Origin of the sequence: Ideonella alba, assembly GCF_018069845.1 — a bacterium.
GTDB lineage: Bacteria > Pseudomonadota > Gammaproteobacteria > Burkholderiales > Burkholderiaceae_C > Ideonella > Ideonella alba.
Genome location: NZ_JAGQDD010000010.1, coordinates 23,699 through 35,981, shown reverse-complemented (window position 1 = coordinate 35,981; position 12,283 = coordinate 23,699). Strand labels below are relative to the sequence as shown.

The window sequence follows — 12,283 nt, the reverse complement described above, 5'->3', positions numbered from 1 at the left end:
GGGCGTCGTCAGGCCTTCAATGCACTGCACTGGTGTGAACCAGACAGCCACAAAACCAGGGGGAGGTCAGGGGAAATGCGCGAATCAGCAACGAGGAAAGTGCTGACCGGCGGTGGCACCGCCACTCGAGGCCTGGCCGCAAGACGGCAGGCTCGGTGAGGTGATGGATCCGACAGGACTTTTTTCAGTGCAGTCCGCCATTCTAGGACAAACCCGGATTTTTTGCACGCAGCCATTGCAGGCGCCCCGCCAGCCGGGGCGCACGCAGGGGATCGTTGGGGCCCAGCCACCAGATCCAGGCGCAGACGAACGCGGTGCGCGCCTCGATGCAGTCGGCCAGCAGCGCCTCGTCCACCGGCCGGCCGACGCTGCGCCAGCCGGCCAGCGCGGCCTCGGGCCAGTCGCCCTCCTGGCCCAGCACGCGGCTGGCCGCCACCAGACCGGCCAGGTCCCACTCCAGCGGACCCAGGCAGGCGTCTTCCCAGTCCAGCCAGAGGGCGCCGCCCGTGCCCTGGCGCACGTTCTGCCGGTGGGCGTCGCCATGCAGCCACTGCAGCGGCGCCGGGTGGGCGCGCAGTCGCTCGGCCAGGGCCTGCAGGCGCTGGCCCACCAGGGCCAGGTCAGGCGCTGCGGCGCGCTGGCGCACCAGCGGGTGCGCCAGCAGGCGCAGGGCCTCGTCCAGCGGGGCCCAGGGCCGGTCGTCGTCACGGCCGCGGTGGGGCAGGGCGGCCAGCTCGGCGTGGCACTGCGCCAGCGCGCGGCCGGCGGCCTGCGGCTCGGGCGGCTGCGGCGCCAGCGCCAGCAGCGGCCACAGCGTCATCGACCAGCCGTCCACCCGGTGCGGCCCGGCCAGCGCGCGCGGCGCCGGGGGCAGTGCCGGGGCACCGCGCTCGGCCAGGTGGCGCAGCAGACGCAACTCGCGCTCGGCATGGCCGCCCTGGGCGCGCGGCCCGGCGGTGCCGGTGGCCACCCGCAGCACCCAGGGGCTGGGCGCCAGGTGCACCACCAGGTTGCTGTGGCGACCGATCACCTGCGGCTGCACGGCCCCCAGACCGAGCGTGGCCGCCAACCGGCGGCATGCCGCCAGCAGCGCCGCCTCGTTCATGGCAGGCTGGCCTGCAGCGTGGCGCCGTCCTGCACCAGGCGCAGGCGTTTGAGCACATCCATGCCCAGCAGCGGCGGGCCGTTCATGCGGTCGATCACGGTGACCGTCAGGTTGCTGAAGCGCAGCCCGCCGGCCAGGCCCACCTCGGCGCGCGCCTGCCAGGCCATGACCGTGCCGCCGGCGGTCTGCGATTGCAGCGTACCCTCTCGCCGCAGCCCCAGCTGGGCCGCCAGTGCGCCGGGCAGTGCGGTGGTCGTGGCGCCGGTGTCGACCAGGAACACCACCTCGCGCCCGTCCACGGTGCCGGGCCAGTGGAAATGGCCGTCCGGGCCGCGCTGCAGCGTGACCTGGCCGCCGTTGATCGTCAGCCGCGGGCGCTGGCGCTCGTGCAGCAGCGCCTGGACACCCAGGAAGACCAGGGTGCCCAGCAGCAGCCAGATGGTCAGCAGTTTCAGCGTGCGCGGGAACTCGTTCACCGCCCGATGGTAGCGGGCGGAACTTTGCCCCGGCGGCTGGAACACAATGGGTCGCCCCATCCTTCCCTCCCCGTCACGAGTGCCGCCCCCGCGGCGAACTGCATGCCCCGTCCGTGTCCCACACCCTGGCCGCTGGCTTCCCTGGCGCTGCCGCTGCTGTCGTCCACCGCTCTGGCCCAGTCAGTCCCCCAGCCGGCCCCGGCCGCCAGTGCGGTGCAGCAGGTCGAGGTGCAGGCGGCACGCCCTGAGGACCTGGAGGCGCGCCGGCGCTCGACCGCCTCGAAGATCGTCGTCGGCCGCGACGAGATCGAGCGCTATGGCGACAGCACCCTGGGCGAGCTGCTCAAGCGCCTGCCCGGCGTCACGCTGGATGGCCGCAGCGGTCGCGGCGGCAACATCCGCATGCGCGGCATGGGCGGCGGCTACACCCAGATCCTGCTCGACGGCGAGGCGGTGCGCGGCGGCCTGTCGCTGGACCAGCTGGACCCGGACCAGGTCGAGCGCATCGAGATCATCCGCGCCCCCACCGCCGAGACCGGCGCCCGCGCGATCGCCGGCACGATCAACGTGATCACGCGAGAGGGCTACCGCAAGCGCCTGAACGACCTCAAGCTGGGCCTGGGCACTGAAGCCGGACGCTGGGGCGGCAATGTTTCGTGGTCGCGCGATGACCGCATCGATGAGGACCTCACCTACAGCGCCTCCGTCTCGCTGTGGAACGCGCGGCGCTACGACGCCGGCAGCACCGAGACCAGCGCCACCGGTGAGCAGTGGCTCGAAGACAGCCAGAGCGATGGCCGCCGACGCGGTGTGTGGAGCAACGCGCGCCTGCAGTGGAAGCTGCCCGGCGGCGACCAGCTGATGCTGATGCCTTCGGCCATGGTGGCCGGCAATGACAGCCTGCGCCAGAGCCAGTTGCAGGTGCTGCGCGACGACAACGGCGATGCGCCACGCTACGCCACCAGCCTCACCGACAGTGACTTCACCCACCGCATGCTGCGCCTGAACGGCCAGTGGCGCCAGAACCTGGCCAGCGGTGGGCGCATCGAGTGGCGTGGCGGCGTGGGCCTGAACACCAGCCAGAGTCTGTCGCAACGCCAGGAGTTCAAGGCCGATGGACAGCTGCGGCGCACGCTCGACGAACGCAGCGACAGCCGTGAGCGCAGCCAGCACCTGAACGCCAAGTTCAGCCAGTTGCTCGAGGGCGACCATCAGCTGGTGGCCGGGCTGGAGCTGGAGGGCGCCCAGCGCAACGAGGAGCGCCAGACGCTGCAGGATGGCGTGCCGCAGCTCAAGACCCTGGGCACCGAACTCAGCGCGCGCTCGCTGCGCACCGCGGCCTATGTGCAGGACGAGTTCAACCTGAACCCGAACTGGGCGCTGTCCGGCGGATTGCGCTGGGAAGGCATCACCACCCGCGGCCAGGACATCGGCGGCGGCGACCCGGAGAACCGCTCCTCGGTGTGGACGCCGCTGCTGCATGCGGTCTGGAAGCCCGACCCCAAGGGACGCGATCAACTGCGCATCAGCATCACCCGCAGCTACAAGGCGCCCCAGCTGGGACAGCTGATGGCCCTGCCCAACCTGTCGAACCGCTACCCGGTACCCGGGCCCAACACCCCGACCAGCCCCGACCGCGCCGGCAACCCGAACCTGCAGCCCGAACTGGCGTCGGGCATCGACATCGCGCTCGAGCGCTACCTGCCCGCGGGGGGGCTGCTCAGTGCCAACCTGTTTCACCGCCGCATCAGCGGCCTGATGCGCACGCTGACCACGCTCGAAACCGTGCCCTGGTCGGACCAGCCGCGCTGGGTGGCCCGGCCGGCCAATGTGGGCGACGCCTGGACCACCGGGCTGGAGCTGGAGGCGCGAGGCAGCCTGCGCACCTGGTGGCCCGACGCGCCCGCCGTGGACCTGCGCGCCAACGCCAGCCTGTTCCGCTCGCAGGTGGACGGCGTGCCCGGGCCCGACAACCGGCTGGACCAGCAGCCCGGCGCCACGCTCAATGCCGGCGCCGACTGGCGCATCGCCGGCACGCCGCTGACGGTGGGCGCCAGCGTCAACTGGACCCCCGGCTACGCCACCCGCCTGGACGAGCGGCAATGGGTCAGCCAGAACCGCAAGCAGTCGGTCGATGCCTACCTGCTGTGGCAGATCGCCCCGTGGGCCCGGCTGCGCCTGAGCGCCGCCAACCTGGCCGCCGAGGATGCGCTGAACCGCAGCACCAGCTTTGGCGAGACCAGCCTGTCGCGCAACGAGACCTACCTCAGTCTGCGCTCCCAGCTGGAGTTGAAGCTCTAGAGCGCGCCCGCCTCACCCATCGGGCCGATGGCCCGCGGGGCGCCTGCGGCGCACAATCCCGGCATGAACCGGGCAGGCCTGCAGGGCTGGTGCAGCGCCTGGGTGCTGGTGCTGGCGGCGCTGATGTGGCCGCTGATGGCCTGGCCCCAGGCGGTCGAGGCGCCGTCGGGACTGCAACTGCTGCAGGCCGAGCAGCGCCATGGCCAGGACGATTGGCAGCCGGTGGCGCTGCCGCTGCAGTGGCGCGCCGGCCAGGCCGAGCGCATCGAGCTGCGCCTGTCGCTGACGCTGCAGGCCCGGCCCCAGGGCCTGTGGGCCCTGCGCTTCGACCGCCTGCCCACCGAGCATGAACTGCTGATCAACGGCGAGCGGGTCAGCGGCCGCGAGATCGGCCGGCGCCCGGCGCTGCCCCGCACCGTGAGTTCGCGCTGGATCACCGTGCCATCCGGCCTGCTGCGGGCCGGGCCCAATGAGATCCTGCTGCGCGCCGACCTGCACCGGTCGGCCGCCGGCCTGAGCGCGCCCTGGGTGGGGCCGGCCGAGCAACTGGAGCCGCTGGACCGCCGGATGCGCTGGTGGCGCGAGTCGCTGCCCTATGCGATGAACCTGGCGGTCAGCGGCCTGGCGCTGTTCACGCTGCTGGTCTGGTGGCTGCGGCGCGACGAGCGGCTGATGGGCTTCTTCGGCCTGCTGATGCTGATCGTGTCGTTGCGCAACCTGGCCTACTACGGTGAAGCCAGCGCGCAGCCGTCGATGCTGGGCTCGCTGGGCTTCTTCCTGGCGCAGGGCACCTCGGTGGCGCTGATCGTCGCCTTCGCCTGGGTGGCCAGCCAGCCACCACCCCATCGGCGCGCGCTGCGCGTGGTGGGGCTGACCTGGGCGCTGTACGCGCTGGCCGGTGTGGCGGGCACGCTGAGCGGTCGGCTCGACGAGCTGCGGATCTGGATGTACCCGCCCGCGATCGTGCTGACCGCGCTGTCGGCCTGGCGGCTGTGGTCGCTGGTGCGGCGCATGCCGCCCTGGCCACGCCGGGTGATCGAAGCGGCGCTGGCGCTGCTGCTGCTGTCGGCCGGCCACGACTACCTGTACTACGCCGGCTGGCTGTCGCCCGACGACGGCTTCTGGCTGCCCTACCTGACACCGGTGCTGATGGCCGGTGTGGCGCTGGTGCTGCTGCGCCGCTTCGTGCACGCGCTGGAGGTGGCCGAGCGCCACGGCGAGCAGCTGGAGCTGCGGGTGGCCGAACGCACCCGCGACCTGCAGGCGGCCAACGCCGCCAAGACCCGCTTCATCGCCGCCGCCAGCCACGACCTGCGCCAGCCGGTGGCCAGCATCGGCCTGCTGGCCGGCCTGATGCGCGAGCGCGAGGACATCGATGCCGGGCAGCGCAGCCTGCTGGACCGCCTGGCCGCCTCGGCCCAGGCGCTGGAGCGGCTGCTCAAGGGCCTGCTGGATCTGTCGCGCTTCGACGCCGGGCAGGTCGAGTCGCGGCCCCGTGCCGTGCCGCTGCAGGCCCTGGTCGAGTCGGTGCTGGCCGACGAGGCCGCGGCCGCGCAGTCCCGCGGCCTGCGCCTGCGCGCGCGCGCCGGTGGCTGGACGGTGCAGGCCGATCCGGTGCTGCTGGAGCAGATCCTGCGCAACCTGGTGGGCAATGCGGTGCGCCACACCGCGCAGGGGGGGGTGCTGGTGTCGGCGCGGCGGCGCGGCTCGGCGGTGCTGCTGCAGGTCTGGGACACCGGCGTGGGCATTGCGCCCGAGCGCCAGGCCCAGGTCTTCGAGGAGTTCGTCCAGCTGGAACCGGGCCAGGGCCATGCCGGCGGCCTGGGCCTCGGGCTGGCGCTGGTGCGGCGCGCGGCGGCGCTGATGGGCACGTCGGTGGACCTGCGCTCGGCGCCGGGTCGCGGCAGTTGCTTCGGGTTGCTGCTGCCGCTGGTCGGTGCGCCACCGGCGCCGCCCGTGCCGCAGCGCCTGTCGGTGCGCAGCCTGGGCGGCCGCCGGATGGTGGTGGTGGACGACGACGACACGCTGCGTGAAACCCTGCGCCTGCGCCTGGAGCGCTGGGGGGCGCTGGTGCAGGCCTACCGCGACCTGGGCGCGCTGCGGGCGGCGCTGGGTCGGGGCGCGCTGAACGAGGCGCCGGCGCTGCTGCTGACCGACCAGCGCCTGCCCGACGGTGACAGCCGTGCTGTGGTCGACTGCCTGGCGACGCGCCACGCCGACGTGCCGGTGCTGGTGATCACGGGGGACACCGCACCCGCCGATCTGGCCGTGCTGGAGGCCCTGGGCTGGCCGGTGCTGCACAAGCCCTTCGGCACCGACGCCCTGTTCTCGGCCGTGGTGGCGGCGCTGCGGCGCTGAGGCCGCGCCGGCTCAGGGCAGCCAGCCCATGCGCGCGGCGTGCAGCACCACCTGGGCGCGCGAGGTCACGCCCAGCTTGTCGAAGATGGCCTGCACATGCGTCTTGACGGTGGAGTCGGACAGCGCCAGCTCACGCGCGATCAGCTTGTTCGACAGGCCGCCGACCAGGCAGCGGAAGACATCCATCTGGCGCGCGGTGAGCGGCGGCAATTCACTGCCGCTGGCGCTCTCGGCGCTGCGCGTCAACGCCGGCGGCACATGGACACCGCCGCCCAGCACCGTACGCAGCGCCTGGTCCAGCGCGGAGGCATCGGCGCTCTTGGGAATGAAGCCGCTGGCGCCGCCGTCCAGGGCAGCCATCACGGTCTCTGCGCGGTCGTCGGCCGACAGCACGATCACGCGTGCCATCGGCGCCGCCTCGCGCAACTGGGCCAGGGTGTCCAGGCCGCGGCTGTCGGGCAGGTTCAGGTCCAGCAGCACCAGGCCGATGTCCGGCGCCTGACGCAGCTGCTCCAGCGCACCGGACAGGCGGTTGGCCGTGCTGAGCTGCGCCGTCGGGTGGCGGTGGGCGATCAGCAGACCGAGGGCATCGGCAAACAGCGCATGGTCATCGACCAGCAGGCAATGCACGCCCTGGGACATCGGCATCAGGCCTCTCCGCGCACGCTGACCCGCACATCGCCCAGGCTGACCTGCTGGCCGGCGCGCAGCTTGCGGGTCTTGCGCAGCTCGGTCTGGCCGTCCACGCGCACCTGGCCGTCGACGATCAAGGCACGCGCCTGCCCGCCGCTGTCGGCCAGGCCGGTGGCCTTGAGCAGGGCATCGAGCGGAATGTGGTCACCGCGCAGCTGAAAGTCGATCTCGTCCATCGCCCCGATTGTGCGCGAGGCCGGGCTCAGCGCTTGCCCTGGCGGGCCTGCCAGGCCTGGACGGCGGCCATCGCCGCGCCCACATGGCCGTCCGGGTCCATGCTGGCGTGCACCGCCAGCACCCGGCCCGGCGGCTCGATCACGTAGGAGATGCGGTCGGCCACGGCGGGCGCCAGCGTGAAGCCGGCGTCGAACTGCTTGATCACCTTGCCGCCCTCGTCGGCCGCCACCGCGAACTGGCCGCGGCAGGCCTCGACCGAGAAGCGCTGCTGGGTGGCCAGGCTGTCGTTGGACACGCCCACCACGGTGGCGCCCAGGGCCTTGAACTTCGCCGTGGCCTCGGAGAACTGGTGGGCCTCGACGGTGCAGCCGCTGGTGAAGGACTTGGGGTAGAAGTACAGCACCACCGGGCCCTGGCGCAGCGCTTCGGACAGCGTGAAGCGGAAGGCCTTGCCGCCCACCGCCGCGTCCAGCGTGAAGTCGGGCGTGGCGGCGCCCACGGCCAGCGCGGCCTGGGCCGGGCCAGTTGCCAGTGCACAGGCCGCCAGCGCCGCCAGGGCGACGCGACGGAAGGACGACAGGGCAGGGGTGTGGTGCATGCTCAGTTGGCCAGTTCCACCGCGAAGGCCACGGCCAGCCGGGCGAACTTGGCGGCGTGCGCCGCCTGGTTGCCGCTGTTGGCCAGGGTGTCGTTGGTGGTGTGGATGAAGGGGCTGTGGTGGTTGAAATCGGACTCGAACGGGAACGAGGCCGGGTAGCCGCGGTTGAACCAGGACGCGTGGTCGGAGCAGGCGTAGCCGCAGCGGTCGGTGGACACCGTCAGGTCGGGCAGGTAGGTGGCGGCCAGCCGGGCCACGAAGTCGTTCTGCGCCGCGCTGGTGTAGTCGGTGTAGAGGTAGATGTCGCGCGTACCACCCTTGTAGTTGGTCATGTCCAGCTGCAGCACGCCGGTCACCTTGCGGCCCTTGGCCAGGTAGTCGGCGGCGATCGCCGACGAGCCGCGCAGCCCCACCTCTTCGGCGGCATAGGCCATGAACTGGATCGTGCGCTGGGGACGGTGTCCGCTGGCCAGCAGCACGCGCAGCGCCTCGGTCAGGCTGGCGATGCCGGAGGCGTCGTCGTCGGCGCCGGGGGCCCGGCTGGTCTCGGTGGTGCCGCCCGAGAGGATGGAGTCCAGGTGCCCGCCCAGAATGACGTGCTGCTTGGGCTTGGTGGTGCCCTGGATCGTCAGGATCACCGACTTCTGCGGCCAGCTCGGGTGGCTGAACTGGCTGACCGACACGTCGCTGCGCCCGGCAGCCAGCGCCGCCCACTGCGCGGCAATCGTGTTGGAGGCGTTCACGCCGTGGCTGGTGGTGTAGTAGCGGTTCTGGATCGCCGACAGGCTGTCGATGGTCTGCAGGATCAGGCTGTCCTGCACCGCCGCCACCATCGGCTGCACCAGCGCCTGCTGGTTGATCAGGTAGGTGCCGCCGGCCACGGCCTCGGGCTGCAGAGCACGCGCTTGCACCTGCTGCACTGCTGCACGCGCGCTGGACAGCGAATCGTGGACGATGAAGCCGCCGCAGCGGTGCAGGTCGCGGTGCACGGCGTCGGACAGCGCGGGCAGCCAGTCCTCGTCGACCTGCACCACGTGCACCCGGTCCTGGGCGGTGGCCCCCAGGCGCCCGACGCGCACGGGCACGCTCACCTCGGTGACGCTGACGGCCTGGGGTTGGGCGGCGCGTAGCAGCCGGTAGGCATCGTCGCCCAGCGAAATCCACAGCCGCTCGCCGGCCAGGCTGGCCGTGGCGCTCAGGGCCAGCAGGCTGGCGGCGGTGGTGAGGCGCCAGGCGGCGCGGGGCAGGCAGGTCATGATGGCATTCTCCAGAGTGGGTGGACCCGGGTGGCGGGTGGGGTCTTGTGGACCGCAGCGATAGGCTATCGTCAGGCCATGCCTGCCGCCAGCTTGTTTGCCCTGATCGACGACATCGCCACCGTCCTGGACGACGTGGCCCTGCTCAGCCGCGTGGCGGCCAAGAAGACCGCCGGCGTGCTGGGTGACGACCTGGCGCTCAACGCCCAGCAGGTCACCGGCTTCGCCGCCGAGCGAGAGATCCCGGTGGTGCTGGCGGTGGCGCGGGGTTCGCTGATGAACAAGGCCATCCTCGTGCCGCTGGCGCTGGCGATCAGCGCCTTCCTGCCCTGGGCGATCACGCCGCTGCTGATGATCGGCGGCCTGTACCTGTGCTTCGAGGGGGTGGAGAAGCTGGCCCACCGCTGGCTGCACCACGACGAAGCCGAGGCCCATGACGCCGAACTCCGCGCCCACGTGGCCGACACCGCGGTGGACCTGGCCACGCTCGAGCAGGAGCGGGTGAAGGGGGCGATCCGCACCGATTTCATCCTCTCGGCCGAGATCATCGTCATCGCGCTGGGCACGGTGGCCGGCGAGCCCATGCTGACCCGGGTGCTGGTGCTCTCGGGCATTGCGGTGCTGATGACGGTGGGCGTCTATGGCCTGGTGGCGGGCATCGTCAAGCTCGACGACCTGGGCCTGCACTGGCAGCGGCGGAGCGGCGACGGGGCGCTGGCGCGCCTGCTGCGTTGGCTGGGCGGCGGCCTGCTGGCTTTCGCCCCCTGGCTGATGAAGGCCCTGGCGGTGGTCGGCACGGTGGCGATGTTCCTGGTCGGCGGCGGCATCGCGCTGCACGGCTGGGAGAGCCTGCACCACGCCTTGCTGCACGCCTGGCCGCTGGGCGATCACGCCACCTGGGTGCTGGACGGCCTGTTCGGCGTGGTGGCTGGCGCAGTGGTGCTGGCGGTGGTGGAAGTCGCACGGCGGCTGCGCCGCTGACAACCGGGCGAGCCCGTCAGGCGTTTTCTGACAAGGCACGGCGCCAGGCGCCGACAGTGCAAGCCGGTGTCCTCCGGCTGCGCCGTCGGGCCCATCGGCGCAGCATGGTGACCGTGCATTTCAGGAGATCGCCGTGCACCACGCCTACCAGTGCCAGACCCTGCCCGCCAACGCGGGCTTCGAGCTGCGCTTCCAGTCGCTGTTCCACCAGGGCCGCGCCATGGCTTTCCCCTGCGATGCGGAGGGCCATGTGGACCTGGACGCGCTGAGCGAGCGCGCCCGCGAGAACTACCTCTACGCCCGCGCCGTGGTCGGCCGCGAGTATGCGGTGCCCGCGGTCTGCCACAGCCAGCGCTGAGCGCTGAGCCTCACCAGCCCAGCGCGCCGGCCCAGCCGAGGTAGCGCTTGGGCAACGGGGTCGCGTAGTCGCCCTGCTTGCTGGTGCGCAGCCCCAGCTGCACCAGGGCTTCGGCCAGCACCACGGCCGCCGCCACGCCATCGATCACCGGCACCCCCAGGCGGCGCTGCAATTCGGCGCTGACGGGTGCCATGCCGCCGCAGCCCAGCACGATCGCGCCGCTGCGGTCGCGCGCCAGTGCGGCGCGGCAGGCGTCCTCCAGGGCCGGCACACACGCCAGGCCGTCGTCCTCCTCCAGCGCCAGCACCGGGATGTCGGTGCCGTGCACGCCGCGGCAGCGACGCTCGTAGCCGTACTTCAGCACCAGGTGCTCGGCGATCACGCAGGTGCGCACCAGCGTGGTCACGACGGAGAAGCCGGTGCTGACGAAGGACGCCGCATGGAAGGCCGCCTCGGCGATGCCCAGCACCGGCGCCTCGGTGGCCTCGCGGGCGGCGTCCAGGCCGGGGTCGCCAAAGCAGGCCAGGACCACCGCGTCGGCCCCCGTGCCGGCCTGCCGCACCTGTTCCAGCACGCCGGCCGCGGCGATCACCTCGTCATGGTGGCCCTCGATCGACACCGGCCCGAAGCTGGGCTGGACCGCGGTGATGCGGGTGTCGGGCCGGGCCACGCGGCGGGCGGCCTCGGCCATCGAGCGGGTCATGCTGGCGGTGGTGTTGGGGTTGATCAGCAGCAGGTTCATGTTGGTGCGCTTTGCATACAAAACGGCGGGGTGATCCGGCGGACTTTGGTGCGCGGCGCCAGATGCTGGTGCATCGATCCGCCCCGCGCCATGTCTGGCAGCACTGCTGCAAGAGACGGGCCGCAGGTGGCGGCGGTGTGGTGGGACTTGGCACATGCATTGCATACACGCCGCGGCATGAGTGAGCCCACCGACCTGGCCCTGACCGGCCTGAGCAAGCACTACGGCGAGGCCGTGGCGGTGGCCGGCATCGACCTGGCGATGCCCGCCGGCGCCTATTGCTGCCTGCTGGGGCCGTCGGGCTGCGGCAAGACCTCGACGCTGCGCATGATCGCCGGCCATGAGCAGCCCACCGCCGGTCAGGTGCTGCTGGGCGGCCGCGACATCACGCGCTTGTCGCCGGCCGAGCGCGGCACGGCGATGATGTTCCAGAGCTATGCGCTGTTCCCGCACCTGAGCGTGCTGGACAACGTGGCCTTCAGCGCCCGCATGAAGGGCGTGGCACGCGAGGAGCGGCTGGCCCAGGCGCGTGCGCTGCTGGACCTGGTGGCGATGCAGCCCTACGCGCAGCGCCTGCCCGCGGCGCTCTCCGGCGGTCAGCAGCAGCGCGTGGCGCTGGCGCGCGCGCTGATGACCCGCCCGCGCGTGTTGCTGCTGGACGAGCCGCTGTCGGCGCTCGACCCCTTCCTGCGCATCCGCATGCGGGCCGAGTTGCAGCGCTGGCACCGCGAACTGGGCATGACCTTCGTCCATGTGACCCACTCGCAGGAAGAGGCGATGGCGCTGGCCGACCTGGTGGTGGTGATGAACCACGGCCGCATCGAGCAGGCCGGGCCGCCGCGCGAGGTCTTCGAGCGCCCGCGCACCGAGTTCGTTGCCCGCTTCATCGGCGCCCACAACGTGTTCGCCACCCCCGGCGGGCGCATCGCGGTGCGCAGCGACCGCTGCACGCTGGCCGCACCTGAAGAGAACGGACTGGCCGTGCAGGTGCGGGCCGTGGAGTACCAGGGCCAGCAGGTGCTGGTCCACCTGGTCCCCCCGGGCGACCAGCCCGCCACGGACGAGGCCGACGACGAGGCCACACCGCCGGCCTGGGTGGCCAGCCTGCCCGACGACCTGTACCACCGCCAACCCCTGGAACCCGGCCAGCGCCTGAGCCTGCGCTGGCATGAGGCCGACGCCCACCTGCTGGTGGGCTGAGCACTCTACCCATCCCGTCCACCCCCACGCCACGAGGA

Annotated in this window: 12 protein-coding genes; 5 read left to right on the top strand and 7 right to left on the bottom strand. The window is 72.3% G+C overall.

Annotated elements, in window-relative coordinates; translation table 11 throughout:
- Nucleotides 1–202 precede the first annotated feature (202 nt).
- Together KAK03_RS14340 and KAK03_RS14335 are read right to left on the bottom strand one after the other, a co-directional pair.
- Entirely contained in the window at nt 203–1,105 is a 903-nt protein-coding gene (locus KAK03_RS14340) for an aminoglycoside phosphotransferase family protein (RefSeq protein ID WP_210854638.1), read from the bottom strand.
- Nucleotides 1,102–1,581, bottom strand: coding sequence for a retropepsin-like aspartic protease family protein (locus KAK03_RS14335; RefSeq protein WP_210854637.1), 480 nt, complete (start codon nt 1,579–1,581; stop codon nt 1,102–1,104). The genes KAK03_RS14340 and KAK03_RS14335 overlap by 4 nt, the downstream gene beginning before the upstream one ends.
- A gap of 102 nt (nt 1,582–1,683) precedes the next feature.
- Between KAK03_RS14335 and KAK03_RS14330 the strand changes: the two genes are divergently transcribed.
- Both KAK03_RS14330 and KAK03_RS14325 read left to right on the top strand, forming a co-directional pair.
- Nucleotides 1,684–3,882, top strand: coding sequence for a TonB-dependent receptor plug domain-containing protein (locus KAK03_RS14330; RefSeq protein ID WP_210854636.1), 2,199 nt, complete (start codon nt 1,684–1,686; stop codon nt 3,880–3,882).
- A gap of 63 nt (nt 3,883–3,945) precedes the next feature.
- Nucleotides 3,946–6,240 (top strand): ATP-binding response regulator, encoded by a 2,295-nt coding sequence (locus KAK03_RS14325; RefSeq protein ID WP_210854635.1) that lies wholly within the window; start codon nt 3,946–3,948, stop codon nt 6,238–6,240.
- A gap of 12 nt (nt 6,241–6,252) precedes the next feature.
- Here KAK03_RS14325 and KAK03_RS14320 read toward each other — a convergent pair whose 3' ends face one another.
- Genes KAK03_RS14320 through KAK03_RS14305 form a run of 4 tightly spaced genes read right to left on the bottom strand, consistent with a single transcriptional unit; the run spans nt 6,253 to nt 8,964 of the window.
- Complete coding sequence (locus KAK03_RS14320; protein WP_210854634.1) at nt 6,253–6,888, bottom strand: response regulator; 636 nt, start codon at nt 6,886–6,888, stop codon at nt 6,253–6,255.
- Complete coding sequence (locus tag KAK03_RS14315; RefSeq protein WP_210799822.1) at nt 6,888–7,109, bottom strand: RNA-binding S4 domain-containing protein; 222 nt, start codon at nt 7,107–7,109, stop codon at nt 6,888–6,890. Before KAK03_RS14315 ends, KAK03_RS14320 begins: the two co-directional genes overlap by 1 nt.
- Nucleotides 7,110–7,135: 26 nt before the next feature.
- Nucleotides 7,136–7,708: a peroxiredoxin gene (locus tag KAK03_RS14310; RefSeq protein WP_210854633.1), complete on the bottom strand. Its 573-nt coding sequence runs from the start codon at nt 7,706–7,708 to the stop codon at nt 7,136–7,138.
- A 2-nt stretch (nt 7,709–7,710) separates the two neighbouring features.
- Nucleotides 7,711–8,964, bottom strand: a complete 1,254-nt coding sequence (locus KAK03_RS14305; RefSeq protein WP_210854632.1) for a M20/M25/M40 family metallo-hydrolase — start codon at nt 8,962–8,964, stop codon at nt 7,711–7,713.
- A 78-nt stretch (nt 8,965–9,042) separates the two neighbouring features.
- Here KAK03_RS14305 and KAK03_RS14300 point away from each other — a divergent pair, with 78 nt between their 5' ends.
- Nucleotides 9,043–9,945, top strand: a complete 903-nt coding sequence (locus KAK03_RS14300) for a DUF808 domain-containing protein (protein ID WP_210854631.1) — start codon at nt 9,043–9,045, stop codon at nt 9,943–9,945.
- A 133-nt stretch (nt 9,946–10,078) separates the two neighbouring features.
- A complete protein-coding gene (locus KAK03_RS14295; protein WP_310738607.1) occupies nt 10,079–10,303 on the top strand; it encodes a hypothetical protein in 225 nt (74 codons plus the stop codon).
- Nucleotides 10,304–10,313: 10 nt separating this feature from the next.
- Here the strand turns inward: KAK03_RS14295 and KAK03_RS14290 are convergent, their stop codons facing one another.
- A complete protein-coding gene (locus KAK03_RS14290) occupies nt 10,314–11,045 on the bottom strand; it encodes an aspartate/glutamate racemase family protein (RefSeq protein WP_210854630.1) in 732 nt (243 codons plus the stop codon).
- Between the two features lie 177 nt (nt 11,046–11,222).
- Between KAK03_RS14290 and KAK03_RS14285 the strand changes: the two genes are divergently transcribed.
- Complete coding sequence (locus KAK03_RS14285) at nt 11,223–12,245, top strand: ABC transporter ATP-binding protein (RefSeq protein WP_210854629.1); 1,023 nt, start codon at nt 11,223–11,225, stop codon at nt 12,243–12,245.
- Nucleotides 12,246–12,283 lie beyond the last annotated feature (38 nt).